23 protein-coding genes are annotated in these 25,884 nt (G+C 38.6%); 17 read left to right on the top strand and 6 right to left on the bottom strand.

The genetic code is table 11. The annotated features are described in order from the left end of the window. The first annotated feature begins 98 nt into the window (after positions 1-98). The 7 genes from H9N25_RS01650 (at position 99) to H9N25_RS01620 (ending at position 4,558) form a co-directional block, all read left to right on the top strand. Entirely contained in the window at positions 99-428 is a 330-nt protein-coding gene (locus H9N25_RS01650) for a DUF4870 domain-containing protein (protein ID WP_167293040.1), read from the top strand. A gap of 66 nt (positions 429-494) precedes the next feature. Further along, on the top strand, positions 495-965 hold the full coding sequence (locus H9N25_RS01645; protein WP_190327736.1) for a hypothetical protein: 471 nt from the start codon (positions 495-497) through the stop codon (positions 963-965). 47 nt (positions 966-1,012) lie between these two features. Then, positions 1,013-1,396: a hypothetical protein gene (locus H9N25_RS01640; protein ID WP_190327735.1), complete on the top strand. Its 384-nt coding sequence runs from the start codon at positions 1,013-1,015 to the stop codon at positions 1,394-1,396. A gap of 170 nt (positions 1,397-1,566) precedes the next feature. Beyond that, positions 1,567-2,034, top strand: coding sequence for a hypothetical protein (locus H9N25_RS01635; RefSeq protein WP_190327734.1), 468 nt, complete (start codon positions 1,567-1,569; stop codon positions 2,032-2,034). Positions 2,035-2,125: 91 nt separating this feature from the next. After that, on the top strand, positions 2,126-2,620 hold the full coding sequence (locus H9N25_RS01630) for a hypothetical protein (RefSeq protein ID WP_190327733.1): 495 nt from the start codon (positions 2,126-2,128) through the stop codon (positions 2,618-2,620). Between the two features lie 64 nt (positions 2,621-2,684). Continuing rightward, positions 2,685-3,671, top strand: coding sequence for a hypothetical protein (locus tag H9N25_RS01625; protein WP_167293035.1), 987 nt, complete (start codon positions 2,685-2,687; stop codon positions 3,669-3,671). Continuing rightward, positions 3,671-4,558 carry a hypothetical protein gene (locus H9N25_RS01620; protein WP_190327732.1) on the top strand — a complete coding sequence of 296 codons (888 nt, stop codon included), beginning with the start codon at positions 3,671-3,673 and terminating at the stop codon, positions 4,556-4,558. Before H9N25_RS01625 ends, H9N25_RS01620 begins: the two co-directional genes overlap by 1 nt. Before the next feature lie 70 nt (positions 4,559-4,628). On the opposite strand, the gene H9N25_RS01615 is transcribed toward H9N25_RS01620, so the two are convergent. Continuing rightward, positions 4,629-6,134, bottom strand: coding sequence for a S41 family peptidase (locus H9N25_RS01615; RefSeq protein ID WP_190327731.1), 1,506 nt, complete (start codon positions 6,132-6,134; stop codon positions 4,629-4,631). Between the two features lie 185 nt (positions 6,135-6,319). Between H9N25_RS01615 and H9N25_RS01610 the strand changes: the two genes are divergently transcribed. Next, entirely contained in the window at positions 6,320-7,807 is a 1,488-nt protein-coding gene (locus tag H9N25_RS01610; protein WP_190327730.1) for a PhoX family protein, read from the top strand. A gap of 74 nt (positions 7,808-7,881) precedes the next feature. Then, a complete protein-coding gene (locus H9N25_RS01605) occupies positions 7,882-9,675 on the top strand; it encodes a cytochrome-c peroxidase (protein ID WP_190327729.1) in 1,794 nt (597 codons plus the stop codon). 111 nt (positions 9,676-9,786) lie between these two features. Here the strand turns inward: H9N25_RS01605 and H9N25_RS01600 are convergent, their stop codons facing one another. Then, a complete protein-coding gene (locus H9N25_RS01600; RefSeq protein ID WP_223833537.1) occupies positions 9,787-10,452 on the bottom strand; it encodes an arylesterase in 666 nt (221 codons plus the stop codon). A gap of 122 nt (positions 10,453-10,574) precedes the next feature. On the opposite strand from H9N25_RS01600, the gene H9N25_RS01595 reads away from it, so the two are divergent. The 5 genes from H9N25_RS01595 to H9N25_RS01575 all read left to right on the top strand — a co-directional run bounded on the left by H9N25_RS01595 (position 10,575) and on the right by H9N25_RS01575 (position 15,918). After that, a complete protein-coding gene (locus H9N25_RS01595; protein ID WP_167293030.1) occupies positions 10,575-11,264 on the top strand; it encodes an ABC transporter ATP-binding protein in 690 nt (229 codons plus the stop codon). Continuing rightward, a complete protein-coding gene (locus H9N25_RS01590) occupies positions 11,257-13,791 on the top strand; it encodes an ABC transporter permease (protein WP_190327727.1) in 2,535 nt (844 codons plus the stop codon). The genes H9N25_RS01595 and H9N25_RS01590 overlap by 8 nt, the downstream gene beginning before the upstream one ends. Positions 13,792-13,908: 117 nt before the next feature. Continuing rightward, positions 13,909-14,091, top strand: a complete 183-nt coding sequence (locus tag H9N25_RS01585) for a hypothetical protein (protein ID WP_167293028.1) — start codon at positions 13,909-13,911, stop codon at positions 14,089-14,091. Between the two features lie 21 nt (positions 14,092-14,112). Continuing rightward, positions 14,113-15,402 carry a gluconate:H+ symporter gene (locus tag H9N25_RS01580; protein WP_190327726.1) on the top strand — a complete coding sequence of 430 codons (1,290 nt, stop codon included), beginning with the start codon at positions 14,113-14,115 and terminating at the stop codon, positions 15,400-15,402. Between the two features lie 213 nt (positions 15,403-15,615). Continuing rightward, entirely contained in the window at positions 15,616-15,918 is a 303-nt protein-coding gene (locus tag H9N25_RS01575) for a hypothetical protein (RefSeq protein ID WP_190327725.1), read from the top strand. Here the strand turns inward: H9N25_RS01575 and H9N25_RS01570 are convergent. Genes H9N25_RS01570 through H9N25_RS01560 form a run of 3 tightly spaced genes read right to left on the bottom strand, consistent with a single transcriptional unit; the run spans position 15,915 to position 20,715 of the window. Continuing rightward, positions 15,915-18,362, bottom strand: coding sequence for an outer membrane beta-barrel family protein (locus H9N25_RS01570; protein ID WP_190327724.1), 2,448 nt, complete (start codon positions 18,360-18,362; stop codon positions 15,915-15,917). The two genes, H9N25_RS01575 and H9N25_RS01570, sit on opposite strands and share 4 nt — an antisense overlap. A 29-nt stretch (positions 18,363-18,391) precedes the next feature. Next, entirely contained in the window at positions 18,392-20,296 is a 1,905-nt protein-coding gene (locus tag H9N25_RS01565) for a M56 family metallopeptidase (RefSeq protein WP_190327723.1), read from the bottom strand. A gap of 29 nt (positions 20,297-20,325) precedes the next feature. After that, positions 20,326-20,715, bottom strand: a complete 390-nt coding sequence (locus tag H9N25_RS01560) for a BlaI/MecI/CopY family transcriptional regulator (protein WP_167293024.1) — start codon at positions 20,713-20,715, stop codon at positions 20,326-20,328. 343 nt (positions 20,716-21,058) lie between these two features. Between H9N25_RS01560 and H9N25_RS01555 the strand changes: the two genes are divergently transcribed. The 3 genes from H9N25_RS01555 to H9N25_RS01545 all read left to right on the top strand — a co-directional run bounded on the left by H9N25_RS01555 (position 21,059) and on the right by H9N25_RS01545 (position 24,432). Then, entirely contained in the window at positions 21,059-21,736 is a 678-nt protein-coding gene (locus tag H9N25_RS01555; RefSeq protein ID WP_190327722.1) for a hypothetical protein, read from the top strand. A 545-nt stretch (positions 21,737-22,281) separates the two neighbouring features. After that, a complete protein-coding gene (locus H9N25_RS01550; RefSeq protein ID WP_190327721.1) occupies positions 22,282-23,346 on the top strand; it encodes a response regulator in 1,065 nt (354 codons plus the stop codon). Positions 23,347-23,805: 459 nt separating this feature from the next. After that, the gene (locus tag H9N25_RS01545; RefSeq protein ID WP_190327720.1) at positions 23,806-24,432 is read left to right on the top strand and encodes a hypothetical protein; all 627 of its coding nucleotides are present in this window, start codon (positions 23,806-23,808) and stop codon (positions 24,430-24,432) included. 459 nt (positions 24,433-24,891) lie between these two features. Here H9N25_RS01545 and H9N25_RS01540 read toward each other — a convergent pair whose 3' ends face one another. Then, on the bottom strand, positions 24,892-25,746 hold the full coding sequence (locus H9N25_RS01540; RefSeq protein ID WP_190327719.1) for an NAD(P)-dependent oxidoreductase: 855 nt from the start codon (positions 25,744-25,746) through the stop codon (positions 24,892-24,894). Positions 25,747-25,884 lie beyond the last annotated feature (138 nt).

The raw sequence follows: 25,884 nt of genomic DNA, 5'->3' as shown, positions 1-25,884 counted from the left end.
AAACATTGTAGATGCTCTGTAGGTGGCCAATTCTTTTAGATAATGATGATTAACTCCAAATTTGACTCAAATAATTTTCAATCTAAAAAACAGAAATCATGGACAACAAAACACTTTCAATCATTTCTTACATCACCCTTATTGGTTGGTTAGTAGCCTATTTTACTGGAAAAGATAAAGCCGATGCTTTGCTTAAATATCATTTAAGGCAATCACTAGGTCTTGCCATTGTAAGTATTATTTTCAATATAGCCTTTACCATCATTGCCAGTATAGTACCTAGTTTATCCTTTTTAGGATTTGTGGGTTATGCATTTATCATTCTTTGGATTATAGGCATCATCAATGCGGCTAATGGTGCATTAAAACCTATTCCGCTGATCGGTAAAATGTTTGAAGACAAGTCTTCATTTGTTGGTAAATACTAAAAAGAAGTTTATGCGCCTCAACATCAAAAATGTCATGTTAATGGTGATGGTTTTTACCATCACCGCATGCAACTTTATGGTAAATACCCTGACGAATATTTCGACCAGGCAGCCCTAAACACGAATGACATATCGCGCTTCGGCACATACTATTTCGAAGGTTACCAGAAATATCTTAAAAACGTATCTGGTCCAGGTAAAGTTACTAGCTGCGAAGAATACCTGAAAAATTCGATTGCCAGAGCTGAAAAGAACTTGGAGAAGGTAAAAAAACTACAGCCAACTCCAGAAACAAAACCCATGCTTGATGCATCAATAACATTGTACAAATATGTTTTAACGAGCTATAAAGCCGAGCACCTTAAAATAGCTAAAATGATCGATAATCATGAGCCGGAGCAGGAAATTAACAAGGCCTTAACAGAACTGGATACCAGCCAGTACGATGTATTTATAGAGAAGTACAGTACGCTTTGGAAACTTGCAGAAACATATGCCAAGGATAATAAAATTGAAGTAAAAAAAATGCCTTTTTAGTAGATCCATCATTCACCCTACCGTTAACTGTACTTTAAAAAAGAAAAATGATGTGGAGTGACAGATACAACTATTACAGCATTAAAAGCGACCTGCAGCACAAAAAGAAGGCAGAAACCGGAAGCGTAATGGATGTGCTGTTACAGACCGGAAATTTTGTGAAGCAAGATCATCAAAGCCTATGTAATGCCGATCATTTCCCGTGGACGAGCATCACATTGGTTGAAGCAAAAGAAGGAAATTTTTCTTCATCTAAAAGGCAAACAGGCTTTATTAATTTGATTGATATTATTTGTAGCAAAGAAAAAAATATAGATCAGCAGTTATACCTTAAAACTTTTTTAGCAATAGCCGAAAAATTAAACTGGAATTTATACCTGGAAGCCGATGATGAAGGAAATGAAAATATAATCATTGAACGTATGCGCTAACTCCATCATCAGGTAGTTGCTTCATTTAAGTAATCAAACACTCTGATTAAAATTACCCGGGAGAAACACAAAGAGAACTTCGATAAATGGTTTGGACAGTACTTTAATGAGGCTAAAAGAAGTATCGATATTAAAATATATCGAATTCATTTTCAAATAATTAAAACAACATGCAAACATTTAAATATTTCGAACAAGAAGGTAATACTTATAAATTAAAGGTGCAAAAAGGACTATTTTATACCATAACTTTGGGCTGTATTGCTGCCATCATCGCTCTACTGATATATAGCACCAGCAAGGCGACATTTTTATACGTTGCCTTCTTTGCCTTTGTAGGTGTACTGGGTATCTTGCGTACAACAGGTGTTATTGCTTTTGACAACCAAAGCCGTGAAATACAGCGTAAACGTTTTTTCTTCAGTGCTCCTGTAAGCTATAGTTTTGATGATTTTGACCATTTTCTCATCTCGAAACAAAAAAGTTATTTTATTACCGTGAGTATCCAGGCCATTATGGTAATGAGAAAGGACAATAAAACCAGACATATTTTACTGGCACAAACTTTATTTACAGCAAAACCCCTTCAAAAACTTAGCGAAGAAATAAGTACGATAATGGGCTTGCCACAAACTTAAAAATATACAGCTATGGCATTTAACAGGCCTGCTCCCTTCACCTGGCTGTAGGCCAACCCTAAATACCTAAAAACAGGAGAAATTATAAAACATGGCAGCATATCATTTAAAAATAGAAAACGGCAAACTCAGCTTTCAGCCTGAGCGTGATTACAAAGGCAAGATTTTATTTTTTGCACTCCTGGCAGCAGGAATATTTGTAGTTACGCCCATGTTCGATCTCAACTATAATACGTATTGGGGCATAATGGCCATAGGTTTTGTATCGGCACTTACGGCGGTTTACGATTTTATCTTTCATTTTAACGCTACCTATATTTTCGATCAATACACCAGGCAGGTATACAAAAAAATCCCTGGTTTATTTACCCGTAAAATTATGGCTTTCGAAGATGTACATATCCTTCATGTACAAGAAGATGGCCTGTTGCATTACGCTTTATCGCACAAACAGAATAAATATGGTAAAAGCTTCGCCATTAGCCAGCCATTTGGCACCAACCGCAAAAGCCAGATCAGGCAAGAAGTATTTGAAACAGAAGTGTTAAAGGAAATTGAAAGAATGATACATCTCAGCGTACAATAAATTAGAAATCTCAAACATACAATTAAATAAAAGATAAAAAGATTCACGATCTAACCTAAAAAACATGAGAGGATTTTCGATATTCTGGATCATTTACATGTTGTTTTTCGCTATTCCGTTCCCCATGTTGATCTATTACAACACTAAAGACGACAGCGTATCCAACCTGATGGGCGAGAATCCCTGGTATCCGCTCTCCATGCTTGCTATATCCGTACTCCTTTGGGCTATATTATTAATCGGTTATTACCAGAAATGGGTGATCCGCACCTTTTCGATTAAACGTAATATAGAAAAACTTAAAATTACCGGCGAACCCCGGGAGGCCAAAATACTGGAGTCATCAAAAATATATAAAAGAGGCGCGGCTTACGATACCTACGAACTTATCTTACGGTTTAAAAACCTGAGGGGAAGTACAATTATGCATAAAACCACTGTAAATGATGCAAAACCTTATGAACGCCGTTACGAAACAGGTAAAACAGTTGGCATTCTGTTAGATAAAGAGGTAAACAAAGTTCCTTATTTTATTTTTGCCACTACAGAAGTAAGCATTAAAAAAATGATCATATTTCTTACCAACCTGGCCTGGCTAATCTTTACCTCCATTGTTGTTGGGTATTATGTTTATTCTTATCATTTAGAAAGCAGAGGCATGGGCTGGCGTTTTATGGGTATTAGCCATCCTTTATTAACTTGCGCCTTTATGCTGCTTGTTTACCGTGTTTTCGGCACTTTTATCGCTCATAAGTTTACCAGCAAACCCAGTCAATTGTACCTGATCAAATTTAAAGGTACGCATACTACTGCCCGGGTGCTCAAAGTCAGCCAAAGCGGAACTTATATCAACGAGCAACCAATGATCAATTTTGAACTCGAATTTACCGATGATTTTAATCACAAGCACCGGGCAAACATTAAAAAGGTAGTAGATCTACTTGATCTGGACAGCGTTAGGCAGGAATACTATTCTATTTTTTACCTCAAAGAAGATCCGCAAAAAATTGCTTTTGAAAAAGACCTGAACGAACTTAAAGGAGAATTCTGATGAAGAACTTAAACAATATTTTCTGTCTGGTGATGATGTGCTTCTTCCTTTGCCTTGGTTGTAAACAGATTACCAAAAGTGTAGATGAAACCTTTCATCCTAATGATTCTTTAGTTAAAAAATATGATCAGGAAAAAGGCCTTCGAGAAAATGGAGGGTATAAAGGCGATACAAAAACATCTACCACAACAACCTTACAGCAACAGCAGGAAAAAACTATAGTTATAAATGGCGATACAGTTAATACACCCGAAATACAGGAAAAGGCAAAAGATCTTTTTCATGATATTGAATTGCTAAAACAAAAGCAAACACCAGCAAACAGTAAGGAAATCCAAAAAAGGGTAAATGAATTTTTAAAGGAAATGAACTTGCCACAAACCGGGGCAAAAAATATTGATGCAGAAAAACCAGCAATAAAAGCCAGAAAAGGAATACTACGTGCCGCTGAGCTGGAAAGCGCAGAGGAAAAACTAAGAAAACTGCCAAAGTACCGCAACAAAGAAATTGTAGTTTATGAGTCTGTCCATTTTTATGAAGATGGCTCCATTAACCTGTCATTACAGCATCCCGAAAACCCTAAATATGTAGATGCCTACCAGTACAAAGATGGTTCCTGGTCTGAGCAAAAGCCAGTACTGGCCCGAAACATCGAACGCAGAACATTTCCATTGAGTAAAATAAATTTCGCAGCTGCACAAAAAGTGATACAAATCTATAACGAAAAGGCAGCTGAGATTGAAGGTGCAAAGCCTACCACCACGGCCTACATTTCTATTTGGGATAATGGTATGCGCTGGTTTCCATCAAGCATTAACGGCAGTCGTGAGCGCTACGACCTGCAATTCAATAACAACGGTACGCTAAAAAGCTTTAGGCAAGAATGAGAACAATATTGTTTATACTTTTAATAACATCAGCCATTTTCAAAATTCAGAATGAATTACAAAGCTGCTATTACCTAACCAAACTCATTGCCTTTCTTAAATCTACATCGTTATTGCGTACCACATCTTCGGGTTTGTAGTTTACAACATAATCGGGCATAATACCTCGCCCTTTAACTGGATTTTTAGCCATCGAAATTACGCGCATCCATGGAAAATCGACCACAATTTTAGTATTGGGCAAGGTTAAATGCTGAAGAGTTACCCCATTGCAGCCTTCTTCTGCTCCTGCGGTTTCTCTTCCGATAAATTTTATGCCTTTCCGCTGGGCCTTTAAAGCAGCAGTAAGTAGTGCTCCTGATGAAAAGGTAGCACCATCGATTAAAACAAGGAGCTTCCCATTAAAATGATCTTTTTTTGCCAATTGAAAAGGACCATAAATCTGGCCGAACGCCGGTGTGGCTTCAATACGATACCAATCGCCGGTTTTGCTGCTCGTTTTATAGCCTTGAATAAAACCCTGCGTTATGGTACTATCAAAATATTTTGCAAAACGGTTGTTGGCAAGGTCGGAAACTCTTGATTTCACTTCTTTTACCACATTAAAAGGTCCATCGGCAAGATAAGACAGCAATTGTGTAGCCACCCTGATATCGCCACCTGTATTATGCCTTAAATCCAGTATCAGGTTTTTAATTCCTTTTTGTTTGATTGCCGCGAAAGCCTTTTTATAGACAAGGGTATCTGCATAAGCAAATGGAGTTGCCGAAAACCATGCTGTAGATGATGAATTGAAAAACCTCAGTCTAGCATCAGAAATACCTTTAACAACAGTCCAGTTGGCAAAATTATCAACGGGCTTTAATGTTAGATCTGTTGTTACTGCCCCGCTTTCTGCAGGTTTCACATTTATGTTTTTTATGCCCCCATTAACGGTGTGTAGTTTTATCTGATAGGGACCTTTCCAATGGTAACATTTATTACAGGCATCTTCAAAACCATCATATTCGCTTAAAAATAATTCTTTAAATGTTTCGCCATAACCATCTCCACAATACAGGCCATAACCCCGATTAATTATTGCTGAAACGGGTATGCCATTTATATTCATAATTTCATCACCCGTATGAAGCTCCGCAGTTTGATGTGCAGTTATCCAGGCATGATGATTTCTAACCAGCACCTTAAAAGGAAGATGCGAGGCCGTATCATTAATAGAAGGTTTATATCCTTCAGCATGCTTTAACTGCGTGTGCCCACACCTCAACTCACACATAAAAGGATAAATCTGATCAATAAACTGACTTTCGGTAAGCGGCGATTTAATTGAGGCATAAGTACTATCGTAAGCTTTTTGCAAATCTGCAGGAGAAGTATAAAATCCATAACCGGGATGCAGTTCCTTAATCGCCGACCACAAAACGGAAAGATCATCATGCATACTTTTTACGCTAAGCATGTTTTTGCCAGAGGTTTCAATAACTATATTACTTCTTTTATTTGAAGTGCTGCCTCCACAACCGAAGGCAAAGGCCATTAGAAAGAAAACAAAGATTTTCACAATATGCGTTTTCATTGCAGGATGATTATTTAAATGCAATATACCTGAAGTTAAATAGGAACTGAAATTTTTATCGAGTCCTACCTAATTTGTTGATCTAAAGAACAATTCTAAATAGCAGACGCAGCTTAGCTTAACATATACTTTAATTTCCGGAAACATAGCCCATGTAATTTTGCCTCAAACGGAAAACAAAAATTATGAATAAAACATTATTAAAGCAAAAGGCATTAGCCCTTGCTGTTGCCGCATTCGTTACTTCGGCAGTTGTGATCAGTGCCTGTAAAAAGAATAATGAGGCAGAAAACCCAGAGACCAGTCCCATTACACTTAAAGATTACTCGGTAAACCCTTCATTGGTAAAAACCATGCCTGGTTTCGAAAGCCTGAATATTACCACACTGATCAGCTCAGACGACGTACTGGCAGAATCACCAAATTTTATCTTTGGTGCACAACCTGACGGAGCAGGAATTATCAAAAATCCAGCTGGCGAAGGTTTTATTATGATTAATAACCATGAAATTCTTCAATCAGTATCAAGAGTATACTTAGATAAAAATTTCAAACCTGTAAAAGGAGAATATATTGTAGATTCTGATGGCGGCATGACCCGTTTATGTTCTGCTACAATGGCAACACCAGAAGAACATGGCTTTTCTAAACCAGTTTTCTTAACTGCCGGAGAAAGTGGTGCAGAATCAATGATCCACGCCATCGATCCCCTTGCGGCAGCAGATAAAAAGAACAAACAGAGAACTGTTAGTGCATTAGGCAGATGGAGCGCTGAAAATGCAGTGCCACTCCCTAAAGCATCATATGCTGGCAAAACCGTTATCATGATTGGTGAGGATGAAACCGATGGACAATTGGCCATGTACGTATCTAACACTCAAGGTGACCTGGAAAACGGCAAGTTATATGTGATGAAACGCAGCAATAACGATCCGATTGAAACCAACATGGACAAAGGACAAAGCTATGATGTGGAATTTGTGGAGCTTGACAATGTAAAAAGCAGTACAGGTGCACAGTTACAGCAACAAACAATTGATAAAAAAGCTTTAATGCTAGCCCGCGTAGAAGATATCGATTACAGAAAAGGCAGTGCAGCAAACGGACGGGAAGTATATTTTACTGCAACTGGTGTTAGCCAGGGCGATAAACTTACGCCAGTAAGTGGAAAAACCATGTGGGGCCGCGTATATAAACTGGTATTGGATGCAAACAATCCATTAAAAGGTAAATTAGAAGTTGCCGTTGACGGAAATGACAACCCTGGAAAAAGTATTGTAAATCCAGATAACCTTTGCGTAACCGAAAACTATGTGTACATCCAGGAAGATGGAGATTCGTTCTACAAAAACAACGACCATGATGGAACCATCTGGCAATTTGCAATGGCTTCAAAATCGTTAAAACCGATGTTACAAATGAACCACCGCAGAACAGATGCCACTTTTAACGCTAAATACAACCCATCAAACAATGTACAATTAAGTAGCTGGGAATATGGCGCGATGTACGATATCTCTGCACTGACTGGTATCCCTGATACATTCATAGTTAACTTACACCCACACACCTGGACAAGCGATAAATACAAAAATGCTGATGGTGGTACAACAAGATTGGTAAATAATAACGAAGGTGGACAAGTCGTAATCGTTCGCGGCGTTTCTAAATAACCTATTTTATTTCTTTATCCCTTTCGGCAAACGCTGGAAGGATTTTTCTGTTTTATTTCAACTCCTACCCAAGCATGCCTAGCCTTAAAAAAATTGTCTTTTTTATTGTACTGATTACCCTTACTACTCTGTTATCCATTTTCTGTAAAACGGAAAACAGATCAAATGCAGAACTGGTAAAAGCCGATTTTGACCGACAGCTTGTTGAATTTCAGAACATTATTGACCAAAAATTATCGATAGCCGTTCAAAACAGGGATGAAAAAGCAATTAAACAATCTTTTCTACAGGCGAGAATAAAATACAAACAGCTGGAGTATTATATCGAATATTTTTTCCCTTCAACTTCTGTACTGCTTAATGGTGCACCAATTGATGAAATTGAACTGGGTGAAAATCTCATTGAAAATCCAACAGGCTTTCAGGTAATGGAAGAAATTATCTATGAAGACCCAACGACAGAAAACCGAAAAGAATTAGGAAATGAGGTAAAAAAAATGCGGCTCAACCTGCAACGTGTTAGCCGTTTTAATGAACAGTACCAGATTACCGATGCACAATTATTTGACGCTATCCGTTTAGAAATTTTCAGGATTACCAGTTTAGGCATTACTGGTTTTGATACCCCAAACGCCTTACAATCAATACCCGAAACGGTTTCGGCATTACAGGGAATAGCAAACGTACTGGCAAAGTATGAAAACAATGCGTCAGATAAACTGGTACCTTCAGCGATAAGCTACCTAGATAAAAATGCCGATTTTGATCATTTCGATCGTTTGACTTTTATAACTGAATATCTTGATCCGATCAGCAAGCACATCAATTTACTTCGTTTAGAAAAAAAAATACCAACTGCCACCAGCGGCAGCGCACTTCGTGACGATGCAACAAGTATGTTCCAAGTAAACGCTTTTAACGTAAACAAATTTGTAGGCAACAGTACTTTATTTATCAACGATGATAAAATTGCACTTGGAAAAATCTTGTTCAATGATGCGGTACTTTCTAATGGAAATAACCGCAGCTGCGCCAGCTGCCATCAGCAATCACTCGCCTTTACCGATGGCTTAAGCAAAGCAGCAGGAATTTCAAAAGGACAATCGCTACTCAGGAATACACCAACTTTAACTTATGCTGGTTTGCAGCGCGGATTCTTTTATGATTTAAAAGCAGGAACCCTGGAAGATCAGGCGCTTGATGTGGTTCATCATAAACAGGAAATGAACGGTTCATTAACACAGGCTGCAACGAGAATCAATTCATCAAAAAATTACCTAACCTTATTTCAAAAAGCTTATCAGGATAAAACCACGAAAGCTGATCCATGGAAAATCCAGCATGCATTGGCATCTTATATCCGTTCGTTATCTCCGTTTAACTCCCGATTTGACCGCTACATGCAGGGAGATAAAAAACAGTTAAATCAAGAAGAAAAAGAAGGTTTTAATCTTTTTATGGGAAAAGCCAAGTGTGGAAGCTGTCATTTTGCGCCCTTATTTAATGGTACCCAGGCACCTCTCTTTATTAAAAGTGAAGCAGAAGTTTTAGGTGTACCTGCTACTACAGATACCTTAAAACCAAAAATAGATCCCGATCTAGGCCGATATGCCCTTTATGCTTACCCACAGTATAAACATGCATTTAAAACTTCAACCGTAAGAAATATCACCAAAACAGGTCCATACATGCACAATGGTGTTTATAAAACCTTAGAACAGGTGATGGATTTTTATAACCAAGGAGGTGGCGCTGGCATTGGGATCAATATTGAAAACCAGACTTTATCTGCTGATAAGCTGAACTTAAGCAAGCTGGAGATCAAACAGATTATTGCATTTTTAGGCACACTGGAAGATCGCCCCTAAAATAGTCCTCTTTGCATCGAGGAGGGAAATCGTCAGCAATGACGACTTTTCTTTTAGAATACATCAATGATAGTTCATCTCAGGATCTTATTGTCAGACAGATATTACGCCTTACAACAAATCCTTCAGCACAACCCAAACGTTTTCAGCCAGGATCTTATCTCCTTCGGCAGTTGGGTGTATACCATCGGCTTGGTTCAACCTGGGAACACCACCAACCTTATCCAATAAAAAAGGGATCAGGGCCATTCGGTTTTTCTTTGCCAGATCAGGAAACATATTTTTAAAATCGGCAGCATATTTTGCGCCCATATTGGGCGGAACCTGCATACCAGCCAATACCATTTTAGCATCAGGGTATTTAGCCTTTACCCGATCAATAATCGCCTGAAGGTTTTTAACCGTTTGCGACACAGACAACCCACGCAATCCATCATTAGCACCAAGTTCAAGTACAAAAATATCCACGCGCTGTTTAAGCAGCCAATCAATCCGCCCTTTTCCGCCAGCAGAAGTTTCGCCGCTTAAACCACCATTAATTACTTTGTAAGGCATTTGTAAAGAATCGATCCGATTTTGGATCAATGCCGGGTAAGCTTCCGTTGGATCGAGTCCGTAACCTGCGGTTAAACTGGTACCAAAAAAGAGGATATTCTTTTGCTCAGTAGGTACGGTAGCCGTTTTTTGGTCAGTCGAATCTAAAGTTTTATCGGTATTGCTTTTATTTTCGCGGTTTCCGCAGCTCAGTAGTACAAGGCTCAAAACAAATAGTCCCATTAATCGTTTTCGTAACATATCTAATTAATCTATATCTAATTATTGTTTAAACCATTATCTTAACAGGCAGTGCCTAGTTATGTTTGGCCACAATCTATACGCAAACCCTAAAAATTCAGCTATTGGAAAGCATATTGAACATCCGAAATGTAAGCAAAATTTACCAAAGTGCCGGACGGGAACTCACCGTTTTGGATAACATTAATTTTTCGATAGGAGCTGGCTCAACTGTGGCCATAACAGGTCCTTCGGGAAGCGGAAAAACAACCTTACTTGGTTTATGTGCCGGATTGGACAGGGCCAGTAGCGGAACGGTTGAACTGAATGGTATTGCCTTAGAGAAATTGAATGAAGATGAAAGAGCAGCAATCAGAAATCAATATGTGGGTTTCATTTTTCAGAACTTTCAACTGTTGCCCACTTTAACTGCACTCGAAAATGTAATGGTACCTTTAGAATTAAGGGGAGCAAAAAACATCCGTGCCCATGCATTAGAGCTGCTGGATAAAGTTGGCCTTGCCGACCGTTCGCATCACTATCCAGTACAACTATCAGGTGGCGAACAGCAACGCGTTTCACTGGCAAGGGCATTTTCGAATCAACCGGCAATTCTTTTTGCAGATGAACCTACCGGAAACCTTGATGCAGAAACCAGCGAAAAAGTGATCAAATTGCTTTTTGATTTAAACAAAGATGCCGGAACCACATTGATTATTGTAACACACGATCTTGAATTGGCTGCCAGAACAGCTAGGAGCATTAAAATTAAAGGCGGCGTAATCATTTCAGACGAAAACCCTACTTATGCCTAATAGCCTCCCAAAACAATCTATTAAGTTTTCGTGGCTGTTTAAAATGGCCTGGCGCGATAGCAGGAAAAACCGTGCACGTTTATTGCTCTTTGTTTCGGCTATTGTTTTGGGTATTGCGGCTCTTGTTGCAGTTTACTCGTTTAAAGATAACCTGCAAAAGGATATTGATGCGCAGGCAAAAGAGCTTACAGGAGCCGATCTGGTGTTAGATAGCCGGAAAGGTGTAAGCAAAGCGATGCAAAAAATGCTCGATACACTTGGCGATGAACGATCGCAGGAGAAAACCTTTGCTTCGATGATCTATTTCCAGAAAGGTGGAGGCAGCCGTTTGGTACAAATGAAAGCATTAGAGGGAAATTATCCATATTACGGTACGATAGAAACCATTCCGCTAACCGCAGCAAAACACTTTCAATCGGGAAGAAATGCCTTGGTAGATCAAACCCTGATGCTGCAGTTTAATGCAAAAGTTGGCGATTCGGTAAAAATCGGCGATCTCAATTTCAACATACTGGGCACTTTAACAAAAGCTCCTGGCCAAACGGGTATTGGTGCAAGTATTGCCCCTACGGTTTATATTCCACTACAAACCCTCGATAAAACCAATCTGATTAAAACCGGAAGCCGGATTAATAACAAATTTTATTTCAGGTATAACGATCCATCCAAAATAGATGAATGGGTAAAAAAGCAGGACAGCAAATTAGAAAAAGAAGGTTTTGATGCCGATACGGTTGAATCGAGAAAAGAACAGACCGGAAGATCGTTCAAAGATGTAAATCGTTTTCTGGCTTTATCTGGGTTTATTGCTTTGCTATTAGGTTGTGTTGGTGTTGGTAGCGCTATCCATGTGTACATCCAGGAGAAATTAAGTGCGATTGCCACGCTGAGGTGTTTAGGATTAAAATCCCGTCATGCCTTTTTAATCTACCTTATCCAGGTCTTTTTTATTGGCTTAATCGCTGCTGTTTTAGGGGCAGCTTTAGGCACAGGTATACAATTTTTGCTTCCATTGGTATTGAAAGATTTTCTACCAATTGAGATTACCATGCAGGTTTCGTGGCCCGCCGTTGGCCAGGGTATTTTATTGGGTTTGATCATCTCGGTCCTCTTTGCCCTTCCATCACTTCTATCTGTTAGAAGGATTTCGCCATTAAATGCCATCCGGATATCTTTCGAAAAAGCAGCAGGAAAAAGAGATCCGCTAACCTGGCTGGTGTATCTGCTTATGGCAATCTTTATTACAGCTTTTACGCACTTGCAGATGAAAACATGGATTCAAACGCTGGCTTTTACCGCAAGTATTGCCATCGCTTTTGTGCTGTTGATCATACTGTCTAAACTATTGATGTTCCTGGTAAGAAAACTCTTACCTAATTCGTCACCTTATTTATGGCGACAGGGCTTTGCCAACCTTTACCGGCCGAATAACCAAACCTTAATGCTTACCGTTTCTATAGGTTTATCAACCGCATTTATCTGCACCCTGTTTTTTGTTCAGGGGATATTAATGAGTCGCGTTACACTTTCATCAGGCGCCAATCAGCCCAATATGGTGATGTTCGATATCCAGAATACACAAAAAGAAGGATTGGACAGTTTAACTAAAGCTTTCAAATTGCCATTAATGAACCAGGTGCCCGTAGTTACCATGCGCATTGAAGAAATTAACGGAAAGAAAGCCAGTGCAGATACCAGTAACAGAAGGGCCTATCGCAATGAGATCAGGGCTACTTATCAGGATACCTTAACCGCGGCAGAGAAAATTACATCAGGTAAATGGATCGGAAAAATAAAACCCAACGAAACGGTTTATATTTCACTGGACCAGCGTTATGCCCAGCAGATTCATGTTGAGCTGAATGATAAAATCCTTTTTAATGTGCAGGGTATGATGATCCCCACGGTTGTTGGAAGTTTAAGGGAAGTAAACTGGAGCAGGATGCAGACCAATTTCAGGGTAGTTTTTCCGGCAGGGGTGTTAGAAGAAGCGCCACAGTTTCATGTACTGATGACTAAGGTACCATCGGGCGAAGTTTCAGCTCGTTTCCAGGGAGAAGTGGTGCAAAAATTTCCAAATGTATCGGTCATCGATTTAGATTTGGTATTAAAACTCTTAGATGAGCTGTTAAACAAAATCGGTTTTGTGATTCAGTTTATGGCTGGCTTTAGTATGGTAACCGGTTGGATTGTTTTAATATCTTCGGTATTAACCAGTAAAAACCAGCGGATAAAAGAAAGTATTTTATTGCGGACTATGGGTGCCAGTAGAAAACAGATTTTAGCAATAAATGCGATTGAATATTTCTTCTTAGGTGCTTTTGCCGCAGGCGCCGGATTAATTTTAGCCATAAGCGGAAGCTGGGCATTGGCTAAATTCACTTTCGATGCGGCCTTTGTGCCTCCACTTGTACCAACCTTATTGCTGTTTGGTTCAATTGTAGCACTTGTAGTAATTACGGGTGTGTTAAGTACGAGAAGTATTTTGAACCAACCACCGCTGAAGATTTTAAGGACTGAAAGTTAAGCGAGTCCAGTTGACAGTTTCAGCGTTCAATTGGCAATTTGTACATAACTGAAAACTATTAACCGCCAACTGAAAACTGTTTATACAGCTTTTGGCAAATTATAATACTTTTACATCATGATCAGATTAAACAACGATACCCCAAGCGACGTTCTTCAGGAGGTGAAAATTGGCGATATGGTAACCGATACCTTCAGCAAAACAGGCCTGGTAGAAAATATAGAGATTAGTGATGACGGCCTGTACCGGGTTTACGAATTTAATCTCGTTACCGGAAGGACCATTACCGTTAAAAAGTAAATTACCCTAAACCCTAACCAAATGTCATTATTGATTCTACTTTTCGGTATCCTGTTGCTTTTCGTGCTGATCTTGAAAAAGATTAACCCAATGATTGCCCTGATTGCTGTGGCAATTATTACAGGTCTTTTATTAGGCATGCCCGCTACTAAAGTGATGACTTCCATCAGCAATGGGATAGGCAGCACGCTGGGCAGTATGGTAATGGTTTTGGCGCTTGGCGCGATGATGGGCAAATTGATTGAAGATAGCGGATCGGCAAAAAAGATCGTTTTCATATTGATTGGCGCTTTTGGTAAAAAGAACATCCAATGGGCTGTGCTGTTAACTGGTTTATTGGTGGGGATTCCTTTATTTTACAATGCTGGTTTTGTGGTTTTAATCCCTTTGGTTTTTGCCATTTCAGCCACAACAGGATTATCAAAATTATACATCGGCATCCCGATGGCCACAGCCCTTTCGGTAACACATGGTTTTTTACCCCCTCACCCCGGTCCTGTTGCACTCGCTGGTATTTTCCATGCCGATATTGGTAAAACATTAATTTACGGCTTAACTTTAAGCATACCTATTGCGGTTATTGCCGGAATCTATTTCCCACGATTGATTCTCAAACGTGATCAATCGGTAACGGTTCAGCACTTCAGTATCAACGAAGAAGAGAACCTTCCTTCTGCTTCAAAAAGTTTTATTACCGCATTGTTGCCCGTATTCTTAATTATCGCCGGAACGATAGGAAGCAGTTTTAAAATAGATTACATTGGTAAACCGCTGTTTATATTTTTAGCCGATCCTACTGCTGCCTTATTAATTTCGGTTATTATTGCGCTGGCACTTCAAAAAACTTCCATTACAAAAGCAATGGAATCGTGTGCCGAAGGGGTTAAAAGCATCGCCATGATTATCCTTATTATTGCAGCTGGTGGTGCCTTTAAACAGATTTTGATTGATAGTGGTATGGGCGAAACGGTGAAACAGCTTACTGGCGGTCTAAATTTATCGCCATTATTACTCGCCTGGTTAATTACCGCATCACTTAGGGTAACCCTGGGATCGGCAACGGTGTCCGCACTAACCGCTTCGGGTATGGTACTCCCTTTAATTGGGGCCGGAGCACCCGCAGAGTTAATGGTACTATCGGTCGGCGCCGGAAGTTTAATGTTTTCGCACGTAAACGATACAGGTTTCTGGATGTTTAAAGAATACTTTAACCTGAGCCTGAAAGAAACTTTTAGCACCTGGACTATGATGGAAAGTTTGGTTTCTGTTTTAGGGCTTGTTGGAGTGCTGCTGCTTAACCAGTTTGTATAGGAAAATGAGTTGCCAACTTTTAATAGCCAAGGCGCTAGGAAGTTGACAACGCTTTCACCTATCGGTCGGTGTCTCACCGACCGAAACCCAATCAGCATACACAATCAGCATACACAAAATAATAGTAGAATAATAGTTATCTTATTGGTCGGTGAGACACCAACCAATAGAAATAGAAAAAATATATTCCGCCCCAGTTAGGATGAAGACCAATTGATAAGATTTTTTTGGAAAGCAATTGTAGAAGCTTTTAGGTTAAAACAGTCCCACTCCCGCTTCTGCCAATTAGAAGGAATTGGCATCCCGCTCCGATCGGGTTTAGTGATCTTAAACAGTGCTACTATCCAGGGTAAAATAAACCCGACCGACAGCGTTATCCTGTCCTTCACAGGATTAAGCAAAGGGCGGGACTGGATGACCAGAAGCACCACAGGCACTGCTTTCCAAAAAAATGGTCAACGCTATATCCCTCCATTTCGCTATGCTCCAGCCAGGATGAACGAATTGTTCCGTTAATTTTTCACCCTGTTCTTTTCTGCATCCGCACCAGAAGATTCGTGTTTTGCTGGCGAAGAAAATGCCTTCCCAAAACGATAGCTATAGCTCAAAACAAAATTCCTCGAATCTTGCTTGTTTGTCCAGCTGGCTTCGGTAGCTGCGAGATTATTAATTACGCCATTAAATATCCGGTTTCTGAAAATATCATTTGCCGTTAATTTCAAAGTACTTTTTGCAGAGAGTTTTTTCTGTACAGCTGCGCCAAACTCATGCACCGAACCCAGTAAAAACTGAACATTAGAAAGTTTACTCTGATAGCTCATGTTTATTTCTGCATTCCATGTCGGACTGATTTTAAACTGCACATTGGGGTTTGTTCTAAAATAACTGCCATTGGTAACCAAAAAACCAGTATAAAAATCTGTTTTTGAAACTATTTTACCAAACTCCATATAGGCATTTAATTTTGCCCATTTTGTAAGATCGATCTCCGCATTTACCGAAACATTGGCCACCCTTGTTTTGCCCACATTTGCAGGTCTGCTGTAATAGGTGCCATTTAAAATTTCGATGGTTTCGTTCACTTCGTCCCTCACCCAGCTGTAGCTAAATGTGGTGGTAATCTTATTTTTAAAAATATGCGATAGTTCTATACTCTGTGTAAAAGAAGGCTTTAAAAAAGGATTACCGACATAATAGGTAAACTTATCCAACGGAGAAAAGAACGGATTAAGGTCCTGATAATATGGCCGGTCGATTCTTCTTCCGTAATTTAGTCCCAGTTGGTTGTTCCCAGCAGTATCCAGCTTATAATAGAAATAAAGCGTTGGGAACAAACTGTTATAGGTTCTTTTAAAACTCGAATCGGGTTTGATCAGATTGCCCAACTGATGCCCATTAGAAACCGTGTTTTCATACCTCAAACCAGCCTGAAGCGAAAACCGCTTTCCTTCCCGGCTCATATTCAGGTAAACCGCATTGATATTCTCCTCATATAAAAAGTGATTGCTCTTTTCATAATCAGCACTCGTTTTTCCATTTGCCGTATTAAAGTAATCGGCAATGTTATCGGTTTTGGTATAAGCGGTTTTAACGCCCGCATCCAGCTTCCACTTATTTTCAAGTGGATGCGAATAATCCATTTTAGCGGTGTAGATATCAATATTTGAAGGCAGGTTACCTGTTAAAATATCTTGGTATTTTAATGTTCCGCTAGGGAGATAACTAAAGTTGTAATAAGTTTGATCGGTTTGATTCCGGTAAAGCAGGTAATCAGCATCGAAGGTTAATTCTCGTCCTGCCTGCTTAAATTTGTGCCTGTAATTTAAATTTACGCCCGCATTCTGATATTTAATCTGATCGATATTTTCAGCCCTGATAACCGAATCTAACTGCATTGACGCATTAGACAAATTACTGGTATTGTTGTTTACCTGTTTAGAAATCCGGTTCATTCCGGTAAGCACTACGCCCCAGGTTGTGCGGTCAGATGCATAATAATCAAGCCCTGTTTTTAAATTAAAAGTGTTGCCATGCCTGCGGAAATAAGAATTCTGATTAAAGTAGGATTTCGCACTACCATCATCATTTTTATATTTACGGTTCAGATCGAGATCGGTAAAACTATTATTGAGGTTATAACTCAGGTTTCCAAAAATGTTGATCTTATCCTTTCGGTAATTAAAGTTGAAACTATTGTTCGAGCGACTTAATTCGCCCTGGTTTAAACTCAGATTAATCCCACCATTAAACCCAGCGGTTTTGGTTTTCTTGGTTTTGATGTTAATTACACCTCCATTTCCTGCAGCATCGTATTTAGCAGGCGGATTGGTCATTAGTTCAATCTGATCAAGCGAAGAGGAAGGCAACGAACGCAGGTAATTTTCCAAATCGGCCCCCGATAAATAAGTTGGTTTATCATCAATAAAGATAGTCACCCCATTTTTGCCTTTTAATGAAATTGCCCCGTTCTGATCTACGTTCACCCCAGGCGATTTACTCAGCACATCCAGTGCGGTTGTACCTGCATTCGAAATCAAAGCATCAACATTGACAACAGTACGGTCTATTTTCCGCTCTACAAAAGCTTTCTGTCCCGAAATATTCACTTCCTTTAAATTGGTTGCTCCAGCTTTAATCTTGATATCTGGCAATGCGATAACAGCATGGCTGGCAGTTAGCACCAAAGTATCGGTTTGATATATTGGCGATCCGACCACCGATATTTTAATCAAATATTTTCCATAACCGAGCTTATCAAAACTGAACATTCCATCATTTTCAGTAAAGCTTGTTTTAACCAATGCCAAATCTTTAAGGAGTGCAACTGTTGCAAATTCTATATTTTTTCCTTCGGCATCCAATACACGACCATAAATTCTGGATTGTGGGGTTTGGGCTTGAGCAAAAGTAAGGGCAATATTTATCCATAAGGCTAAAAAAGCCATGATCTTAAATTTCATGATGTGAATTGGATTAGCGCTTTTAGAACTTAGTTTTTGTTGTTTTCAATCAGGAAGTTATACATCAGCGAATGCTTATCGTTTTTCAAAAACCGTTGTTTGTACTTTTTCTGAACATCTGCATTTTGTTTTACACCGTTTACAATCAGCTCATCTTTATTGAGCTTGTACGATAGTTTATTGGTACTGCTAATGATACCGTCTTTCATCAACTCCTGATTAATTTCGTTGGTATAATCATGTCCGTCTCCATTGGTTACGGTTTTCGAAGTAACGGTACGCTGTACACCTGTTCGGGTACTTGTTCTTTGGTTGTATACAGGGGGCGTAGGCGGAGTTGGTGGTACTGCTGGAACTGCTGGAATTGCCGGCATGGCAGGGACCGCAGGAACCGCAACTGATGCCCTTGGCGCTCTAGGTGGGCGTGGCGGACGTGGTGCTCTTGGTACACGGTTTCCTCTACCCTCTTTATCATCCTGTGCCCATTTATCAGCGTCCTTTGTCCACTTGGCATCTTCTTTTGCCCATTTGGCGTCTTCCTCGGCCAATTTAGCATCCTCTTTTGCAAGTTTCTCGTCTGCTATCCTAAGTTTTTCGTCAGCAATTCTGGCTTTAGCATCTTCTTTCCGCATGCGCTCGTCTGCTACGGCCTTTCTAGCATCGTCTTTTCTGGCTTGCTGATCAGCAATTCTCGCTTTTACATCATCTGCTGTTTCATTGCGTTTAATTTTCTCATTTTCTGCCAACTGTTTCAATTGACGGTCCATTTTCGAATTGATTTCCCTTTCCAATTGATCGCCAGGTTTCCCTTCAACAGGTTTAGTTTTTTTTGCTGTATCCTGTAAAACTTGTATTGAGGTGGATATTTCTTTTCCGGTAACTGTTTTTGCACGGTCAACGCTTTTAAAAGCAGCACTGCAAACCACTACCGATACCAGGGCGATGGTTAATATAGTCTTTTCCATTTTGTTTAAAGTTGAATTGGTGTTGAATAACATCCTGCTTGCTCTATGCAGCAGGCTACCCTTCTTACCCGTTATGGCCATAGCATAAGCAGGTGCACGCTGCTTAAATTCCTGGCACACAATGAGGGCCTGAACGTAGTTTTTGCGATCGCTTACACAGGCAATGGCCAAATCATCGCAGCAATGTTCGCGTTCTGTTTTTATTAATTGTGATACCCAAAGTACCGCTGGGTTAAAGAAGAAAACGATTTCGATAAAACTTTGTAATAGGTTCACCAGGTAATCTTTACGCTTAATGTGGGCCAGTTCGTGAGAAAGAATCGCCTCAACCTCGGCATCTGACAGGCCGCTAAGCAAACCTAATGGAACCAGAATTAAGGGTTTAAAATGACCCACAACCATTGGCGCCTGCGCAATACCCGACTGCACCATTTTAACCGGTTGACTTAAACCTAATTTTTCAGCCAGCATAGCTAACTTTTCATCCCATTTTTTACCCGCAGCATAGGTTTTATGCTTACGTAAATGATATACACCATTTAAACCTACCATTAACTGAATGCTCTTTCCACATATAATTAAAAACCAGATCAGTACAATCTGATAAGCATACGCATTCCATAAAGAAAGAATTTTGTTCAATCCCGAATACATATCGTGTTGCACATTTGTAATTACGGGCTGATTGGTAACCCCACTAGAGAGATTGATTACAACCTGATCAGCCGCGGCGCCTATAGGCTTTTGCAGTTCTTTGTAAAAAGTGAAGAATATGGCCACAACGAACAACATCAAACAAATGGTGAGTAGATTATAGCGTGTTGAAGCACTTGCTTTTCGGGTAGTAAACATAACCAAACCAGCAAGCAAGGCTAATATTACCCCAAGCCATAGCGAGTGGAATAAAGTAGCACCGAGGGCATGAAGCCAATTTTCGGGTAAAAGGTTAATTAACTTAAGTTCCATCATTGTGGTTCTTTAGAATCTGTTATTATTAATTATTCCATGCTATCCAATAGCCGCTTTATCTCTTCTATCTCCTGTTTAGAGGTTTTCTCATTGCCCAAAAGCTGCATCATTAACTGCGAAGCAGATCCTTTATATAGGGTATTTACAAAACGGTCTAACAACTGGACTTTGGTTTTCTCTTCAGCTTCAACAGGAATATAAATGTGTTTCATTTGGCTTTCATCACGTTTTAATATTCCTTTCTCGGCTAAGATCTGCATCTGCTTTAAAGTTGAGGTATAATTCACCTCGCGCTGCTCGTTCAATTTATCGTTTACAAACCGAACTGTAGATGGACCAAACTCCCATAACACCTGAAGAATTTCTAATTCAGCTTTAGTAGGTTCAGGCAGATTATTTTCAGTTTGATTACTTTTCACATCCTAAAGGTACGATGATTTTCGTACGATACAAATATTATGTTCATTATTTTTTACAAAAATAACTAAAGTACTGATTTTTAATTAATTAAAAATTATTCATTATTTAAAGCCTAGAGAGGCAGACATTGAATCTTTAGAATCAAGCAATTTTATTAATCCAACCAGATCTAACAAGTATAAGCAACTTTCGAATGGGATATGGCTTTGACAACAATCATTAATCGCATTAATTCTTATCAATGAAAATAAGGGAATGCTTAAGCAAATTTGAGAATCAAAATCTATCCTATGTCGCATATTTCCGTTTGCTCTTACCTTACGCAATCTATTTATAATTAAGATGGCAGATAAAACGAACAATATTTCAACCTTGTTTATTACCTACCTGATATTAACAACCGTTTTCCTTGTGCTATTGATCGGCTTTGGAGAAGATTATTTTTTTGCTAGTTTTAATATTGAAATCTTTACCCTTTACGATTTTGGCGACCTGGCCTCCTCACAGAGAGGATTAAGCTATTTGGAAAAATCAGCTCTTTTAGTCCTTTTGCCTTTAATTATCACAATATCCTTTATTGTGCACTCCTGGATCTGCGATACTTCTACCATAAGTCGTACAAGAAACGCCGCTTTTGTCATCGGTCTATTGCCATTCGCATTTTTACCTGCGCTGATCAATTTCCAAGAAATGAAAATGTCTATTTTATTAATCTGCATCTCACTTACGCTTTTGCTTTGCCTTTGGATTGTTCTTTTTCACATCAGGATGTTCCAGTTTAGTTACCTATCTTTCCATTTATTCGCAAGCTGCTGTCTTTTAACCATATTCACTTCAATTAACCGGATCGATGTTGATATTCGGCATTGTTTGAACAACACAAAAAAAGATAGCACTTTCGAAAAATTAGATTCGGTTACCATAAACAGTCCGGTTATTTTTGTAGGCAGTACCTCGTCCTTTAATCTTTACTACTCACCTACACAGCACAGAAGCATCATTGTGCCAAAAAATAATTAAGAATCGTTTTAAACAATCAAGTTATTTAACTTTATATTTAAATAGATTAAATTTAAATAATTACATATGATACATATGCAGCTGTACACATTCCATATAAATAATAATACTAAATCGCTTTACCTAAATAGCCCCTAAAAAAACACTAAATGTTCCATTATTGACCACAATCAACAATCAATTTGACAATTATCAATCTAGTTATGCGTATTTATGCTCATTTTTATTGGATATTTGTCTATTAATCCCTATAAAAACCTTTAATAAATGCCTTTTTTAAAAATGCTTGTTAAAAAACTGTATCATTTTTTTAACAAAGCCTGTAGCATTATCTACACTTCTGTCAAGATAATTTTTCCACCCACCGACTGAAGTTTTTTGCTATCTCTATTATTTCCAATTGTCTATCTTCTTTCTCGCAGACCTTAATTTAGTCTATCGAAAAGCTTTAAATAACGTAACAAAAAGGTCCAGAAATCAGGTTTAACACCTGTTTTGCCAATCTAAAGGAAACTATTGCCTTCAGGATTAAACATAAAATTTAAATGGAGGGATCTAAAATCTTGATTATACTTGAGGATTTCGATCTAAGGATAAAAATCACCGAAATACTAACAATCGGGAAATACAATGTAAAATTAACAAATAGCGGTAAGCAAGCAATCGACATTATCAGAAAAAGTCCGGTAGATGTAATTATTTCGGAGGTAAATGTAGCTGAAATGGACGGAATTGGGGTATTGCGTGTTGTTAATAAATTTATGGAAACTGCGGGTATCAGTTTTATTATGATATTGAACAATCAGGATTACGACCTTGCCCGCAGAGTGATGGAATTGGGCGCAGATGGCTACCTCATGGCTCCTTTTGATGATGGCGAGCTGCTTAATCATGTTGAGGTAAAGCTCAGAAAAAAAAGGCTTCAACATGAATTATTTTTAAACCGGCATACTCAATTAAAGAATGTCTATAAAAGTGGAGATGAATTATCCTGGTTAAGATCAAGGTTTGAAGGTTGTTTGCCAAGATCTTTTAAAAAAAACCAGGTTCTTTATTATAGGGGAGAAAGGAGATCGCTCGGATTACATTACATTTTATCGGGAAAGATAAAAACCTATGTCGCTGATTCAGCCGGCAACATATTTATCACCGGCATTTATGGCCCGCACGAATATTTCGGCCTGCAGGGCGCACTATTAGGTTCTGAAAATAAGGAAATTGCAGAAGCCATCGATACTGTTGAAATACTGACCATCCCTTACACCGATTTCCAGAATTTAATTACAGACTACCCAGACATATTCAGCTTTTTTGCTAAAGCTCTTGTTCATAGCCTGAATAACCGTGATGAAAAGCTACTGAATATCGCCTATTACTCTGTAAGGAAGAGGATAGCAAAGGCAATTATTGAACTGACTAAACTAAACCACGAGTCTGCAGAGAATAATAGATTTATACTTCCCAGATACGATTTGGCATGCTTGATAGGCATTGCAACAGAAACACTGAGTAGGGTGCTTGGAGATTTCACAAGAGAGGGCTTAATTGAAAAAGACGGAAATAACATTATTATACTGGATATGAACGCTTTGAAAACAATGAAAAATTAGCATACTTTATCTGGAATATCCACTTGGAAACTTATCGTTTTGCCCACATCACCGCCTAGTTTTAGCGATGAGTAAGATCAAGATACGTCTTGATCAAAATCAGAGGAAAATTAATTTTTAATACAGAATTTAGTTGTAGCCGATCTTAAGTAAGATTAGCATAATACCAAAAACGATCGTCGCGCAAAAAAACTAAATCGATTTATTTACGTGCAAAGATGTTCCAAAGCTGATGCTTGGGGTAGATGAATTAGTTTTCAACTGGTCTTACCCCATAGCACCTTGCAGTGCCGTTAAAACCTATGAAGGAGAAAGAGCCGATGATTGGTAACTGACAAGAAATTATACCCTTTTAATTCGGGTGAGGATTTGAGTCTTTGAGCATGATCAGTTTGTAGATGCGATTTACCCGATAAAAAACAAATCAATATGTTAACCACAAAACTTAATTAAATCAATATGGAAGTAGGCTACATCAAATATTTTTTAAAGATATTTCTTCCATTGTTAGATCGGAAGAAAGATAGAGCAGCTATTCGCTTTATGTACAGACATACAGCTTTTCTCTGCATTCGCAAAGGAAAAACGCTTTTTAAGCCAAACAGCTCAACTGCTAACGGTAACATTATAATTGTAGCAGATGGCCTGGTTAATGGCTATTTAGTGAATGAAGAGGCCGAGCAGACCAATATATGGTTGGGCCCGAAAGGTAGCGTATATATCCCGAATGGTTTTAAACAAACAGATGGTAACTTCAATCTTTTTGCCATACAGGATACTATTGTTTTTTTGATAGACCAAACTGAGCTGGAGGAAGGCTGTGCATGGTACCCTGTTCTTGATTCATTATTTAATGATTATCTTCTCCAAACTGCCATATCTGATGTAAACAATAGAAATATCTTATTTAGACTGCAGAATACTGAAAACAGAATATCGCTATTTAAACGTATTTATCCTGGACTATTTGACCAGATCCCCACTGACCTGCTTCTCTCTTATCTTGATATTGATTTAAGCTTAACACCTAAGCAAAACTTGCAAATAAATAATGTATATAGCATAGATATAGAGGCTAATTTTTAAGATCAAAGATTAAAAAAAGTAATTTCTCTGTTGGACAATCACAAAAATGCTGTTGAATACTGCAGGATATAAACCGCATCTATTCAACAGTGCGTCTAATTAAAAATATCGTCATTCATTAAGCATAATATCTCCTGATGGTATTTTCAACCTATTTCTGTCCCTATCGATCTGAAACTTGACCAGAGAATAGTACCAGATTAACCCTGGTTGTTTTATTGGGCGGAATACTTTTCTTGGTACAAAGTGGAATACAAGATCGACCTGATTATCATATCTTTAAAGATGAAGAAAATGACTTCATCCCTTTCGATGGTATTTTTTGGCGACTTAAAAATATAGCAACTTACCTCATTTCACACGGTATACATGAAACTTTGTAATATCCCATAAATAACCATAGAAAGCCAAAATCTCCTATGGTTATCAACTTTAGTATTAAAATTAAAAAGGATCGCTTTATCCTTTAAGCTGTTTAACTACTGCAATAATATCCTCTTCTCCATATTTTGAGGCTGCCGCTTCGAAAGTATCCCGTGCTGTTTTAGCCAATGGCGATGAAATACCTTCTTCTTTTGCTAGGTTCAAATCTTTTACAATATGTTTAAGGGCGAAAGCAGCTTTGTAATTATCCGCAATAATAGCATCACCTTTAATTTTGGTAAAAATATTGCCAATGGCTGCATTATTAATCAATTCTAATAAATCTTCGGTTCTAATCCCTTGTTCATTAGCAAACAGAACAGTTTCGGCCAAGCCCTGTGCGTACAAGGCCAAAAGTGAATTGATAGCCAGCTTTGCACTATTCCCTGCACCATTTCCACCAACAAGTTTGGCCAGTTTTCCCATTTTTTCGAGGATAGGTTTTACCTGGTTAAAAGCAGATTCTTCACCTCCAACCATAATCACCAACTGACCGGTTTCTGCTTGCTTCACACTTCCTGAAACTGGCGCATCTAAATAAAAATTTCCTTTTGCTTTGCACAACATGGCCATTTCCTTTGAAATTGAAGGAGAAACCGTGCTCATATTCACGATAATCTTGCCCGAAGTTTCTACACTAAAAAGCCCTTCTTCTCCTTTAAAAATCTGATCAATTGCGGCATCATCAGATACCATAATGATTATTACATCAGTGGTTACAATCAGCTCTTTAGGTGTTTTAGCAATTGATGCGCCCATTTCTTTCAGCGAAACTTCTTTATCCTTGCTCCTGTTGTAAACCGTAACCGCATAACCTCCTTTTATCAATTGTTCTGCCATCGGGATTCCCATATTCCCTAACCCGATCCAGCCTATTTTTGTTGTATTCATTTCGTCGTTTTTATGATAAACAAATGTGCCAAAGAAAAAGCTGAAATTCTTAAACGCTACGTAAAAATGATACGATGAAATAATTATTTGAGTGAGCTACTTAAAAATACTAATTTTTTTAGTAAATTAGCGCTATAT

It is taken from the genome of Pedobacter riviphilus (assembly GCF_014692875.1).
GTDB classification, from domain to species: domain Bacteria; phylum Bacteroidota; class Bacteroidia; order Sphingobacteriales; family Sphingobacteriaceae; genus Pedobacter; species Pedobacter riviphilus.
The sequence above is the reverse complement of the archived record's forward strand: the minus strand, read 5'-3'. Positions and strand labels throughout refer to the sequence as shown.